The sequence below is a fragment of the Streptomyces sp. NPDC051051 genome, from assembly GCF_040682975.1.
Lineage (GTDB): Bacteria > Actinomycetota > Actinomycetes > Streptomycetales > Streptomycetaceae > Streptomyces.
This window is the reverse complement of sequence record NZ_JBFBCB010000009.1, coordinates 22,880-36,190: the sequence shown is the minus strand read 5'-3', so window position 1 is coordinate 36,190 and position 13,311 is coordinate 22,880. Positions and strand designations below refer to the sequence as shown.

Below are 13,311 nucleotides of genomic sequence, written 5' to 3'. Positions count from 1 at the left end.
ACCGCCGCGCGGTAGCCGCGGCACGAGGGCCCTGTCCTCCCGCCCACCCCGCTCGGCGCAGCCCAACCGGCACAATCCGGACAAGCCTCCTACGCTCGACACATGTCAGAGGTGTACGCGGCTCGCCGCAAACGGCTCAGGGAACGGTGCAGTGCCGGCGGCAGCGCGAGCGCACTGATCTCCCGTCCCTCCAATGTGAGATACCTCGCGGGCGCGGCCCCCCAGGGCGCAGTCCTGCTGCTGAGTGCGGACGAGGAACTCCTCGTGTGCACGGACCCACCCGACGACCGGCCCCACGAGGGCAGGCCCGACGAGGCCCTCAAGGTCCAGGTCCTGTCCCGCTCCGGAGGCGATCCCGCGGTGGCCGCCGCGGGCATCCTCACGGACCGCGGCGCCGATTCCCTGGCGGTCGAGGAACACCACCTCACGGTGGCCCGGCACCGCGCCCTGCGGTCGGTCGCGCCCCGGCTGCGCCTCGCCGACCTCGGCGGTGCCGTGGAGCAGCTGAGGGTCGTCAAGGACGAGGAGGAGATCTCCTGCCTGCGCATCGGCGCCGAGATCGCCGACCAGGCCCTCGGCGAACTGCTGGAATCCATCCTCGTCGGCCGTACCGAACGCCACCTCGCCCTGGAGCTGGAGCGCCGCCTCGTCGACCACGGTGCCGACGGCCCCGCCTTCACCCCGTCCGTGGGCACCGGCCCGAACTCGGGGCGGCGTGGGCACCGGCCCACCGACCGACGTGTGGAGGAGGGCGATTTCCTGTCCGTCTGCCTCGGGGCGACGTACCGCGGCTACCGCTGCGAGATCGGCCGTACGTTCGTCATCGGCACCTCGCCCGCGGAGTGGCAGATCGAGCTCTACGATCTCGTCTTCGCCGCTCAGCGGGCCGGACGCGAAAGCCTGATGCCCGGTGCCGCGTACCGCGACGTGGACCGCGCGGCACGGCAGGTGCTGGACTCCGCGGGGTACGCCGAGGGCCTCACGGCACTCACCGGGCACGGTGTGGGACTCGAAATCGAGGAGGACCCGCAGCTGGCCCCCGCGGCCATGGGTAAACTGGACGCTTGCGTGCCGGTCACCGTCGAACCGGGGGTCCACCTCCCGGGCCGGGGCGGTGTCCGGATCGATGACACGCTCGTCGTACGCCCCGAGGCGGACGGCGGACCCGAGCTACTCACCATCACGACCAAGGAGCTGCTCGCACTATAGCTACAGGCAGGTGCGTGCCCCCGGGGTCGTCCACGTCAGTCCAGGAGATTCCGCAACCGTGGCTTCCACGAACGACCTCAAGAACGGCCTGGTGCTCAAGCTCGAAGGCGGCCAGCTCTGGTCCGTCGTCGAGTTCCAGCACGTCAAGCCCGGCAAGGGCCCGGCCTTCGTGCGCACCAAGCTCAAGAACGTGCTGTCCGGCAAGGTGGTCGACAAGACCTTCAACGCCGGCGTCAAGGTCGAGACGGCCACTGTCGACAAGCGCGACATGCAGTTCTCCTACATGGACGGCGAGTACTTCGTCTTCATGGACATGGAGACCTACGACCAGCTCATGGTCGACCGCAAGGCCGTCGGTGACGCCGCCAACTTCCTGATCGAGGGCTTCACGGCCACCGTCGCGCAGCACGAGGGCGAGGTGCTCTTCGTCGAGCTGCCGGCCGCCGTCGAGCTCGTCGTCCAGGAGACCGAGCCCGGCCTCCAGGGCGACCGCTCCACCGGTGGCACCAAGCCCGCCACCCTGGAGACCGGTCACCAGATCCAGGTCCCGCTCTTCATCACCACCGGTGAGAAGATCAAGGTCGACACCCGTACGAGCGACTACCTCGGCCGGGTGAACAGCTAACCGTGGCTGCCCGCAACACGGCCCGCAAGCGCGCCTTCCAGATCCTCTTCGAGGGCGACCAGCGCGGCGCCGACGTCCTGACGGTCCTCGCGGACTGGATCCGGCTCTCCCGGGCCGACACCCGGCAGCCTCCGGTGAGCGAGTACACGATGCAGCTGGTCGAGGGCTTCGCGGAGCACGCGCGGCGCATCGACGAGCTGCTCTCCCAGTACTCGGTCGGCTGGACGCTCGACCGGATGCCGGTCGTCGACCGCAACATCCTGCGGCTCGGCGCGTACGAGCTGATCTGGGTCGACGAGACCCCGGACGCCGTCGTCCTCGACGAGATGGTGCAGCTGGCGAAGGAGTTCTCCACGGACGAGTCGCCCTCGTTCGTGAACGGCCTGCTCGGCCGGCTGAAGGAGCTCAAGCCGTCGCTGCGCCGGGAGGCGTGAGCGGTTACCGCCGACGCCGGAGGGCCCGTGGACAGCACGTCCGCGGGCCCTCCGGCATGTCCCGGCCCGTCGGCGTTCCCCGGGGACCGCTGAGACTCCTGGAGCCCCAGGGGCCCCTGGAGCTCCACATGCTCAAAGGGCTGCACAGGCCGGGGCAAAGCCGCCGGGGCGGCCGGAACCTTTCGGTCCGGCCGCCCCGGCGGCACGTTTCTGCTGAGGCGCCGCGGCGCTCAGCCCTCCTCGTGGGAGACGGCGCGGCGCGCGTCCGCGTCCAGGACGCCCCAGCTGATCAGCTGCTCGGTCAGGACCGAGGGCGACTGGTCGTAGATGACGGCGAGCGTGCGCAGGTCGTCCTGGCGGATCGAGAGCACCTTGCCGTTGTAGTCGCCGCGCTGCGACTGGATCGTGGCCGCGTACCGCTGGAGGGGACCGGCCTTCTCGACCGGCACGTGGGCCAGCCGCTCCAGGTCCAGGACCAGCTTCGGCGGCGGCTCGGCGGCACCGCCCGGAGTGGTGCCCGGGAGCAGCTCCTGCACGGGGACACCGTAGAAATCGGCCAGCTCCGCAAGGCGCTGCACGGTGACGGCGCGGTCGCCGCGCTCGTACGAACCGACCACGACCGCCTTCCACCGTCCCTGGGACTTCTCCTCGACACCGTGGAGGGAAAGGCCCTGCTGGGTGCGGATCGCCCGGAGCTTGGCCCCGAGCTGTTTGGCGTATTCGCTGGACATATAGCTCCCCGGCACTGGGTCGACGCGACTGGGTGAGGTTTCCATGCCGCGCGGCTGGTAACTCACTGTGAGGTTACGCAGCGTGATTCTTCTGCGTCAAGCCGAATGGTCCACACCGACTCTTCCGTGGTATCCGCGGCCCATTGGGCCAAAGGGGTGAACGGAGGCGCCTCCTCGGCCTGCTACCGTGGATGGCGCAAATCCGACGTCCTTTAAGGTCCGTCCCGTGAGGCGGAGAAGGAGGTCCGTTTCCTATGGACACGTACGACAATCAGGACGGGCGAGACCCCCAGGGTCCGCACGCCGCCCAGGACGCTCGGCCCGTCCTCGAGGGCCCCGACATCGCGCGGGTGCTGACCCGCATCGCCCACGAGATCGTCGAGCGCGCCAAGGGCGCCGACGACGTGGTCCTCCTCGGCATCCCGACCCGGGGCGTCTTCCTCGGCCGCCGGCTCGCCGCCAAGCTCGAGCAGATCACCGACCGCAAGATCCCGGTCGGCTCCCTCGACATCACCATGTACCGCGACGACCTGCGCATGCACCCGCCGCGCGCGCTCGCCCGCACCGAGATCCCCGGCGACGGGATCGACGGCAAGCTGGTCGTTCTCGTCGACGACGTGCTCTTCTCCGGCCGCACCATCCGCGCCGCCCTCGACGCCCTGAACGACATCGGGCGCCCCCGCGCGGTGCAGCTCGCGGTCCTCGTCGACCGCGGTCACCGCGAACTGCCCATCCGCGCCGACTACGTCGGCAAGAACCTCCCCACGTCGCTGCGGGAGACGGTCAAGGTCCAGCTGGCCGAGGAGGACGGTCGCGACACCGTGCTGCTCGGTGTCCGCCGGACCGCCCCGGGCGCACAGCACTAGCACTCCGGCGTACGCCCCGAGTGCGTGCCTCCACGCACCCGCATGCCCGAAAACTCCCCATGCCTTACGGAGCCTGACAGATGCAGCGTCATCTCATCTCGGCCGCCGACCTCACCCGCGACGACGCCGTCCATGTCCTCGACACCGCCGAGGAGATGGCCCGGGTGGCGGACCGGCCCATCAAGAAACTGCCGACCCTGCGCGGCCGCACGATCGTCAACCTCTTCTTCGAGGACTCCACCCGGACCCGGATCTCCTTCGAGGCCGCCGAGAAGCGCCTGTCCGCGGACGTCATCAACTTCTCCGCCAAGGGCTCCAGCGTCTCCAAGGGCGAGTCGCTCAAGGACACCGCCCAGACCCTGGAGGCCATGGGCGTCGACGCCGTCGTCATCCGGCACGGCGCCTCCGGAGCGCCGTACCGCCTCGCCACCTCCGGGTGGATCGACGCGGCCGTCGTCAACGCCGGCGACGGCACCCACCAGCACCCCACCCAGGCGCTGCTGGACGCCTTCACCATGCGCCGCAGGCTCGTCGGCCGCGACGCCGGGCTCGGCCAGGACCTGTCCGGCAAGCGGATCACCATCGTCGGAGACGTCCTGCACAGCCGGGTCGCCCGCTCCAACGTCGACCTGCTGCACACCCTCGGCGCCGAGGTCACCCTCGTCGCTCCGCCCACCCTGGTGCCGGTCGGCGTCGAGACCTGGCCCTGCGAGGTGTCGTACGACCTCGACAGCACGCTGCCCAAGTCCGACGCCGTGATGATGCTGCGCGTCCAGCGCGAGCGGATGAACGCCGCGTTCTTCCCGACCGAGCGCGAGTACTCGCGGCGCTACGGCCTCGACGGCGACCGGATGGCGCGGATGCCCGAGCACGCCATCGTGATGCACCCCGGCCCGATGGTCCGCGGCATGGAGATCACCGCCGAGGTCGCCGACTCCGACCGCTGCACCGTCGTCGAACAGGTCGCCAACGGAGTGTCGATCCGGATGGCCGTCCTCTACCTGCTCCTGGGCGGGAACGAACCCGCCGTCAGCCACGCCCGTACCACCGAGGAGAAGTAAGAACCATGAGCAAGACCCTTATCCGTGGTGCGCGGGTCCTCGGCGGCGAGCCGCAGGACGTCCTGATCGACGGCGATGTCGTCGAGGCCGTCGGCAGCGGGCTGTCCGCCGAGGGCGCCGAGGTCGTCGAGGCCGGGGGCAAGGTGCTGCTGCCGGGCCTCGTCGACCTGCACACCCATCTGCGCGAGCCGGGCCGCGAGGACTCCGAGACCGTCCTGACCGGCACCCGCGCCGCCGCGAGCGGCGGTTTCACGGCCGTCTTCGCCATGGCCAACACCTTCCCCGTCGCGGACACCGCCGGCGTCGTCGAACAGGTCTGGCGACTGGGCAGGGAGCACGGCTACTGCGACGTGCAGCCGATCGGCGCCGTCACCGTCGGCCTGGAGGGCAGGAAGCTCGCCGAGCTGGGGGCGATGCACGAGTCCGCCGCCGGCGTCACCGTCTTCTCCGACGACGGCAAGTGCGTGGACGACGCGGTGATCATGCGCCGCGCGCTGGAGTACGTGAAGGCCTTCGGCGGAGTCGTCGCCCAGCACGCGCAGGAACCGCGGCTGACCGAGGGCGCCCAGATGAACGAGGGTGTCGTCTCCGCCGAGCTGGGGCTCGGGGGCTGGCCGGCCGTCGCCGAGGAGTCGATCATCGCGCGGGACGTGCTGCTCGCCGAGCACGTCGGCTCCCGCGTCCACATCTGCCACCTGTCCACCGCCGGCTCCGTCGAGATCGTCCGCTGGGCCAAGTCCCGCGGCATCGACGTCACCGCCGAGGTCACCCCGCACCACCTCCTCCTCACCGACGAACTGGTGCGCTCCTACGACCCGGTCTACAAGGTGAACCCGCCGCTGCGCACCGAACGCGATGTGCGCGCCCTGCGCGAGGCGCTCGCCGACGGCACCATCGACATCGTCGCCACCGACCACGCCCCGCACCCGCACGAGGACAAGGACTGCGAGTGGGCCGCGGCCGCCATGGGCATGGTCGGCCTGGAGACCGCGCTGTCGGTGGTCCAGGAGACGATGGTGGAGACGGGCCTGCTGGACTGGGCCCAGGTCGCCGACCGCATGTCCTTCGCGCCGGCCCGCATCGGACGGGCCCAGGGGCACGGCCGCCCCGTCTCGGCTGGTGAGCCCGCCAACCTCACGCTCGTCGACACGGCATACCGTGGGCGGGTGGACCCCGCGGGCCTCGCCTCGCGCAGCCGGAACACCCCGTACGAGGGGCGCGAGCTGCCGGGCCGTGTGACGCACACCTGGCTCCGGGGCAAGGCCACGCTCGTCGACGGGAAGCTCACGTGACACCTGTAATCCTGCTCGCGGCCGAGAGGGAATCGGCCGAAGTGACCGACTGGGCCGCCCGCGTCGGCTGGGTCGTCGGCCTCGGCCTCTTCGTCGCGCTCGTCTACTGGCTGATGCGCGAGGGCTGGAAGTGGCGCGGCACGCTCCAGGGCGACCTGCCGGAGCTGCCCGCCGCGCCCGGCGAGGCGAAACCGACTGTGCTGTCGATGAGCGGCCGCTACCACGGCTCCACCACCGCAGGCCAGTGGCTGGACCGCATCGTGGCGCACGGACTGGGCACCCGCAGCCGGGTCGAGCTCACCCTGACGGACGCGGGACTGCACGTCGTGCGCCCCGGCGCCAACGACTTCTTCGTCCCGGCCGACGCGCTGCGCGAGGCGGTGCTCGGCAAGGGCATCGCCGGCAAGGTCCTCACCGAGGGCGGACTGCTCCTGGTGACCTGGGAGCACGGCGGAACACTGATCGACTCCGGTTTCCGCTCGGACCACGCGGCCGAGCACACCGAGTGGGTCGAGGCCATCAACTCCATGATCAACAAGAGGGAAACGGAAGGCGCACGATGACGACCTCCATCCAGGGGATCGCCTCGCAGAGGCACAAGGCGGCTCCCGCCGTACTCGTCCTGGAGGACGGCCGCACCTTCCGCGGCCGTGCCTACGGGGCCGTGGGGGAGACCTTCGGCGAAGCGGTGTTCTCCACCGGCATGACCGGCTACCAGGAGACCCTGACCGACCCCTCCTACGACCGTCAGATCGTCGTGGCGACCGCGCCGCAGATCGGCAACACCGGCTGGAACGACGAGGACGACGAGTCGGGCCGCATCTGGGTCTCCGGCTACGTCGTCCGCGACCCCGCGCGCGTACCGTCCAACTGGCGCTCCAGGCGCTCCCTGGACGACGAGCTGGTCGCGCAGGGGGTCGTCGGCATCTCCGGCATCGACACCCGCGCCCTCACCCGTCACCTGCGCGAGCGCGGCTCCATGCGCGCCGGCATCTTCTCCGGCGAGGCGATCGCGGCCGAGCCCGAGCTGCTCGCCCGCGTGCAGGCCCAGCCGCACATGAAGGGCGCGAGCCTCTACGAGGAGGTCGCCACCAAGGAGGCGTACGTCGTCCCCGCGGTCGGCGAGAAGCGGTTCACCGTCGCCGCCATCGACCTCGGCATCAAGGGCATGACCCCGCACCGCATGGCCGAGCGCGGCATCGAGGTGCACGTGCTGCCCGCGACCGCCACGGCGGACGAGGTGTACGCCGTCGGCCCGGACGGCGTGTTCTTCTCCAACGGCCCGGGCGACCCGGCCACCGCCGACGGCCCCGTGGAACTGATGAGCGAGGTGCTCCGGCGCCGGACGCCCCTGTTCGGCATCTGCTTCGGCAACCAGATCCTCGGCCGCGCCCTCGGCTTCGGCACCTACAAGCTGAAGTACGGCCACCGCGGCATCAACCAGCCGGTCCAGGACCGTACGACCGGCAAGGTCGAGGTCACCGCGCACAACCACGGGTTCGCCGTGGACGCGCCGCTCGACAAGGTCAGCGACACCGAGTTCGGCCGCGCCGAGGTGTCCCACGTCTGCCTCAACGACGACGTCGTGGAGGGGCTCCAGCTGCTCGACCAGCCGGCCTTCTCCGTCCAGTACCACCCCGAAGCGGCGGCGGGCCCGCACGACGCCGCCTACCTGTTCGACCGCTTCGTTTCCCTGATGGAGGGCCAGCGTGCCTAAGCGCACCGATATCCAGTCCGTCCTGGTCATCGGCTCCGGCCCGATCGTCATCGGACAGGCAGCCGAGTTCGACTACTCCGGCACCCAGGCGTGCCGCGTCCTGCGCGCCGAAGGCCTGCGCGTGATCCTCGTCAACTCCAACCCGGCGACGATCATGACCGACCCGGAGATCGCCGACGCCACCTACGTCGAGCCGATCACCCCGGAGTTCGTCGAGAAGATCATCGCCAAGGAGCGGCCGGACGCCCTGCTGCCCACCCTGGGCGGTCAGACGGCCCTCAACACCGCCATCGCGCTCTCCGAGAACGGCGTCCTGGACAAGTACGGCGTCGAGCTGATCGGCGCCAACGTGGAGGCCATCCACAAGGGCGAGGACCGCGACCGGTTCAAGGACGTCGTGGAGGAGGTCCGCCGCAAGATCGGCCACGGTGAGTCCGCCCGCTCCGTCATCTGCCACACGATGGACGAGGTCCTCGCCGGCGTCGACGAGCTGGGCGGCTACCCGGTCGTCGTCCGCCCCTCCTTCACCATGGGCGGCGCCGGCTCCGGCTTCGCCCACGACGAGGAGGAGCTGCGCCGCATCGCCGGCCAGGGCCTCACGCTCTCGCCGACCACCGAGGTGCTCCTGGAGGAGTCCATCCTCGGCTGGAAGGAGTACGAGCTGGAGCTGATGCGCGACAAGCACGACAACGTCGTGGTCGTCTGCTCCATCGAGAACTTCGACCCCATGGGCGTGCACACCGGCGACTCGATCACCGTCGCGCCCGCGATGACGCTGACCGACCGCGAGTACCAGATCCTGCGCGACGTCGGCATCGCCGTGATCCGCGAGGTCGGCGTGGACACCGGCGGCTGCAACATCCAGTTCGCGGTGAACCCCGAGGACGGCCGGGTCATCGTCATCGAGATGAACCCGCGCGTGTCCCGCTCGTCGGCGCTGGCCTCCAAGGCGACCGGCTTCCCGATCGCGAAGATCGCGGCCAAGCTCGCCGTCGGCTACACCCTCGACGAGATCCCGAACGACATCACCCAGGAGACCCCGGCCTCCTTCGAGCCCACGCTCGACTACGTGGTCGTCAAGGCCCCCCGCTTCGCCTTCGAGAAGTTCCCGAGCGCGGACTCGACGCTGACGACCACCATGAAGTCCGTCGGCGAGGCCATGGCCATCGGCCGCAACTTCACCGAGGCCTTCCAGAAGGCGCTGCGCTCGCTGGAGAAGAAGGGCAGCCAGTTCACGTTCGTCGGCGAGCCCGGTGACAAGCAGCAGCTCCTGACGGAGGCCGTCCGTCCCACCGACGGCCGGATCAACACCGTCATGCAGGCCATCCGCGCGGGCGCCACCCCGGAGGAGGTCTTCGCGTTCACGAAGATCGACCCCTGGTTCGTCGACCAGCTGTTCCTGATCAAGGAGGTCGCGGACGAGCTGGCCGCCGCCGACCGCCTCGACGGCGACCTGCTCGCCGAGGCCAAGCGGCACGGCTTCTCCGACCAGCAGATCGCCGAGATCCGCGGCCTGCGCGAGGACGTCGTCCGCGAGGTCCGGCACGCGCTGGGCGTCCGCCCCGTCTACAAGACGGTCGACACCTGCGCCGCCGAGTTCGCGGCGAAGACGCCGTACTTCTACTCCTCCTACGACGAGGAGAGCGAGGTCGCGACCCGCGAGAAGCCGGCCGTCATCATCCTGGGCTCCGGCCCGAACCGCATCGGCCAGGGCATCGAGTTCGACTACTCCTGCGTGCACGCCTCCTTCGCGCTGTCCGACGCCGGGTACGAGACCGTGATGGTCAACTGCAACCCGGAGACCGTCTCCACCGACTACGACACCTCCGACCGCCTGTACTTCGAGCCGTTGACGCTCGAGGACGTGCTGGAGATCGTCCACGCGGAGGCACAGGCCGGCCCGATCGCCGGTGTCGTCGTCCAGCTCGGCGGCCAGACCCCGCTGGGCCTGGCGCAGGCGCTCAAGGACAACGGCGTGCCGATCGTCGGCACGCCCCCCGAGGCGATCCACGCGGCCGAGGACCGGGGCGCCTTCGGACGCGTCCTCGCCGAGGCCGGCCTGCCGGCGCCGAAGCACGGCACCGCCACCACCTTCGCCGGTGCCAAGGCCATCGCCGACGAGATCGGCTACCCGGTCCTCGTCCGTCCGTCGTACGTCCTCGGCGGCCGCGGCATGGAGATCGTCTACGACGAGACCCGGCTGTCCGCCTACATCGCCGAGTCGACCGAGATCAGCCCCACCCGGCCGGTCCTCGTCGACCGCTTCCTCGACGACGCCATCGAGATCGACGTCGACGCGCTCTACGACGGCGAGGAGCTGTACCTCGGCGGCGTCATGGAGCACATCGAGGAGGCCGGCATCCACTCCGGCGACTCGGCGTGCGCCCTGCCCCCGATCACCCTCGGCGGCTTCGACATCAAGCGCCTGCGGGCCTCCACGGAGGCCATCGCGCGCGGGGTGGGCGTCCGCGGTCTGATCAACATCCAGTTCGCGATGGCCGGGGACATCCTCTACGTCCTGGAGGCCAACCCGCGCGCGTCCCGCACCGTCCCCTTCACCTCGAAGGCGACCGCGGTGCCGCTGGCCAAGGCCGCCGCCCGGATCTCCCTGGGCGCGACCATCGCCGAACTGCGCGCCGAGGGGCTGCTCCCGGCGACCGGTGACGGCGGCGAGCTGCCGCTGGACGCGCCGATCTCCGTCAAGGAGGCCGTGATGCCGTGGACCCGCTTCCGCGACACCTCCGGCCGCGGCGTCGACACCATCCTGGGCCCGGAGATGCGCTCCACCGGCGAGGTCATGGGCATCGACTCCGTCTTCGGCACGGCGTACGCCAAGTCGCAGGCGGGCGCCTACGGCCCGCTGCCCACCAAGGGCCGCGCGTTCATCTCGGTCGCCAACCGCGACAAGCGGTCGATGATCTTCCCGGCGCGCGAGCTGGTCGCCCACGGCTTCGAGCTGCTCGCCACCTCCGGCACCGCCGAGGTCCTCAGGCGCAACGGCATCAACGCCACGGTCGTGCGCAAGCAGTCCGAGGGCGTGGGCCCGAACGGCGAGAAGACCATCGTCCAGCTCATCCACGACGGTCAGGTCGACCTCATCGTCAACACCCCGTACGGCACCGGTGGCCGTCTCGACGGTTACGACATCCGTACGGCGGCCGTGGCGCGCTCGGTGCCCTGCCTGACGACGGTCCAGGCGCTCGCCGCCGCCGTCCAGGGCATCGACGCCCTCAACCACGGGGATGTGGGGGTGCGTTCCCTCCAGGAACACGCCGAGCATCTGACCGCGGCCCGCGACTAACAGCCCCAGGGGGACACCGGAAACGGTGTCCCCCTCTGTATGAGGTCTTCGAGGACACAGTCATGTACCAGCTCTTCTTCCGTCTGGTCTTCTCCCGGATGGACCCGGAGAAGGCCCACCACCTGGCCTTCCGCTGGATCCGGCTCGCCGCCCGGATCCCGGTGCTCCGCACGTTCGTCGCGGCCGCCCTCGCCCCCCGCCACCGGGAACTGCGCACCGAGGCCTTCGGCCTGCGCATGCACGGCCCCTTCGGGCTCGCCGCCGGCTTCGACAAGAACGCCGTCGCCGTCGACGGCATGGCGATGGTGGGCTTCGACCACGTCGAGATCGGCACGGTCACCGGGGAGGCGCAGCCCGGCAACCCCCGGAAGCGGCTGTTCCGCCTGGTCGCCGACCGGGCACTGATCAACCGCATGGGCTTCAACAACGACGGCTCGCTGACCGTCGCCGCGCGCCTGGCCTCCCGCGAGCCCGTGTTCAAAACCGTCGTCGGCGTCAACATCGGCAAGACCAAGGCCGTGCCGGAGGCCGAGGCGGTAGCCGACTACGTGAAGTCGGCCGAGCGGCTCGCGCCGTACGCCGACTACCTGGTCGTCAACGTCTCCTCCCCGAACACACCGGGGCTGCGCAACCTCCAGGCCACCGAGGCGCTGCGGCCGCTGCTGAGCGCCGTGCGGGAGGCCGCCGACCGCACGGTCGCCCACCGACGGGTGCCGCTGCTGGTGAAGATCGCCCCCGACCTCGCCGACGAGGACGTGGACGCCGTCGCCGACCTCGCCGTGGAGCTGGGCCTGGACGGGATCATCGCCACGAACACCACCATCGCGCGCGAGGGCCTCGGCCTGACCTCGTCACCCGCCCTGGTGCAGGAGACCGGCGGTCTGTCGGGGGCACCGCTCAAGGCGCGCTCCCTCGAGGTCCTGCGGCGCCTCTACGCGCGCGTGGGCGACCGCATCACCCTGGTGGGCGTCGGCGGCGTCGAGACCGCCGAGGACGCCTGGGAGCGCATCCTGGCGGGAGCCACCCTCGTCCAGGGCTACAGCGCCTTCGTCTACGAGGGGCCCTTCTGGGCCCGCGCGATCCACAAGGGGCTCGCAGCCCGCCTGCGCACCAGCCCGTACGCCACCCTCGCCGACGCGGTCGGCGCCGACGTGAGGAAGACGGCATGACCCTGGAACCCTTCGGCGCCCGCCTGCGCCGCGCCATGGACGAGCGCGGCCCGCTGTGCGTCGGCATCGACCCGCACGCCTCGCTGCTCGCCGAGTGGGGCCTGGACGACACCGTCGCCGGTCTGGAGCGGTTCAGCCGGACGGTCGTCGAGGCCATGGCCGACCGGGTCGCCGTCCTGAAGCCGCAGAGCGCCTTCTTCGAACGGTTCGGCTCGCGCGGGGTCGCCGTCCTGGAGAGGTCGGTCGAGGAGGCGCGGGCGGCCGGCGCCCTGGTCGTGATGGACGCCAAGCGCGGCGACATCGGCTCCACCATGGCCGCCTACGCCGAGTCCTTCCTGCGCAAGGACGCCCCGCTCTTCTCGGACGCGCTGACCGTGTCGCCGTACCTCGGCTACGGGTCGCTCTCGCCGGCCGTGGCCCTCGCGCGCGAGAGCGGCGCCGGACTCTTCGTGCTGGCGCTCACCTCCAACCCGGAGGGCGGCGAGGTCCAGCACGCGGTGCGCGCGGACGGCCGTACCGTCGGCGCGACGATGCTGGCGCACCTGGCGGCCGAGAACGCCGGGGAGGAGCCGCTGGGCTCCTTCGGCGCGGTCGTCGGCGCGACGCTCGGTGACCTGTCGACGTACGACCTCGACATCAACGGCCCGATCCTCGCGCCCGGCATCGGCGCCCAGGGGGCCACGCCGGCGGACCTGCCGCACGTCTTCGGGGCCGCGGTGCGCAACGTCGTGCCGAACGTCAGCCGCGGGGTGCTGCGCCACGGTCCCGACGTGGTCGCGCTGCGTGACGCCGCGGACCGGTTTGCGCAACAGGTCAGGGCCGCGGTCGAGGCCGCCTGACCGCCCGCGGCCGTCCGGCCGGCACCCCTGCCGGACGGCCGCGGACCGACTTGAGCCTGAATACATT

At 71.0% G+C, this 13,311-nt stretch carries 12 protein-coding genes; 11 read left to right on the top strand and 1 reads right to left on the bottom strand.

Going from position 1 to position 13,311, the window contains the following annotated elements; genetic code table 11:
* Nucleotides 1-102 precede the first annotated feature (102 nt).
* Genes AB0N31_RS09485 through nusB form a run of 3 tightly spaced genes read left to right on the top strand, consistent with a single transcriptional unit; the run spans nucleotide 103 to nucleotide 2,268 of the window.
* The gene (locus tag AB0N31_RS09485; RefSeq protein ID WP_366057817.1) at nucleotides 103-1,209 is read left to right on the top strand and encodes an aminopeptidase P family protein; all 1,107 of its coding nucleotides are present in this window, start codon (nucleotides 103-105) and stop codon (nucleotides 1,207-1,209) included.
* Nucleotides 1,210-1,267: 58 nt separating this feature from the next.
* On the top strand, nucleotides 1,268-1,834 hold the full coding sequence (gene efp / locus AB0N31_RS09480) for an elongation factor P (RefSeq protein WP_020117452.1): 567 nt from the start codon (nucleotides 1,268-1,270) through the stop codon (nucleotides 1,832-1,834).
* Between the two features lie 2 nt (nucleotides 1,835-1,836).
* The gene (nusB, locus tag AB0N31_RS09475; protein ID WP_363091379.1) at nucleotides 1,837-2,268 is read left to right on the top strand and encodes a transcription antitermination factor NusB; all 432 of its coding nucleotides are present in this window, start codon (nucleotides 1,837-1,839) and stop codon (nucleotides 2,266-2,268) included.
* 230 nt (nucleotides 2,269-2,498) lie between these two features.
* Here the strand turns inward: nusB and bldD are convergent, their stop codons facing one another.
* Nucleotides 2,499-2,999 carry a transcriptional regulator BldD gene (gene bldD / locus AB0N31_RS09470; protein ID WP_020128858.1) on the bottom strand — a complete coding sequence of 167 codons (501 nt, stop codon included), beginning with the start codon at nucleotides 2,997-2,999 and terminating at the stop codon, nucleotides 2,499-2,501.
* Nucleotides 3,000-3,253: 254 nt separating this feature from the next.
* On the opposite strand from bldD, the gene pyrR reads away from it, so the two are divergent.
* From pyrR to pyrF, 8 genes are all read left to right on the top strand, one after another.
* Complete coding sequence (pyrR, locus tag AB0N31_RS09465; RefSeq protein WP_366057815.1) at nucleotides 3,254-3,865, top strand: bifunctional pyr operon transcriptional regulator/uracil phosphoribosyltransferase PyrR; 612 nt, start codon at nucleotides 3,254-3,256, stop codon at nucleotides 3,863-3,865.
* An 80-nt stretch (nucleotides 3,866-3,945) separates the two neighbouring features.
* The gene (locus tag AB0N31_RS09460) at nucleotides 3,946-4,926 is read left to right on the top strand and encodes an aspartate carbamoyltransferase catalytic subunit (protein ID WP_366057814.1); all 981 of its coding nucleotides are present in this window, start codon (nucleotides 3,946-3,948) and stop codon (nucleotides 4,924-4,926) included.
* A 5-nt stretch (nucleotides 4,927-4,931) separates the two neighbouring features.
* Nucleotides 4,932-6,218, top strand: a complete 1,287-nt coding sequence (locus tag AB0N31_RS09455; RefSeq protein ID WP_366057813.1) for a dihydroorotase — start codon at nucleotides 4,932-4,934, stop codon at nucleotides 6,216-6,218.
* The gene (locus AB0N31_RS09450; RefSeq protein ID WP_366057812.1) at nucleotides 6,215-6,781 is read left to right on the top strand and encodes a hypothetical protein; all 567 of its coding nucleotides are present in this window, start codon (nucleotides 6,215-6,217) and stop codon (nucleotides 6,779-6,781) included. The genes AB0N31_RS09455 and AB0N31_RS09450 overlap by 4 nt, the downstream gene beginning before the upstream one ends.
* A complete protein-coding gene (gene carA, locus AB0N31_RS09445; RefSeq protein ID WP_366057811.1) occupies nucleotides 6,778-7,935 on the top strand; it encodes a glutamine-hydrolyzing carbamoyl-phosphate synthase small subunit in 1,158 nt (385 codons plus the stop codon). The genes AB0N31_RS09450 and carA overlap by 4 nt, the downstream gene beginning before the upstream one ends.
* On the top strand, nucleotides 7,928-11,236 hold the full coding sequence (carB, locus tag AB0N31_RS09440; RefSeq protein ID WP_366057810.1) for a carbamoyl-phosphate synthase large subunit: 3,309 nt from the start codon (nucleotides 7,928-7,930) through the stop codon (nucleotides 11,234-11,236). The genes carA and carB overlap by 8 nt, the downstream gene beginning before the upstream one ends.
* 62 nt (nucleotides 11,237-11,298) lie before the next feature.
* Nucleotides 11,299-12,405, top strand: coding sequence for a quinone-dependent dihydroorotate dehydrogenase (locus AB0N31_RS09435; protein WP_366057809.1), 1,107 nt, complete (start codon nucleotides 11,299-11,301; stop codon nucleotides 12,403-12,405).
* The gene (gene pyrF / locus AB0N31_RS09430) at nucleotides 12,402-13,244 is read left to right on the top strand and encodes an orotidine-5'-phosphate decarboxylase (RefSeq protein ID WP_366057808.1); all 843 of its coding nucleotides are present in this window, start codon (nucleotides 12,402-12,404) and stop codon (nucleotides 13,242-13,244) included. The genes AB0N31_RS09435 and pyrF overlap by 4 nt, the downstream gene beginning before the upstream one ends.
* Nucleotides 13,245-13,311 lie beyond the last annotated feature (67 nt).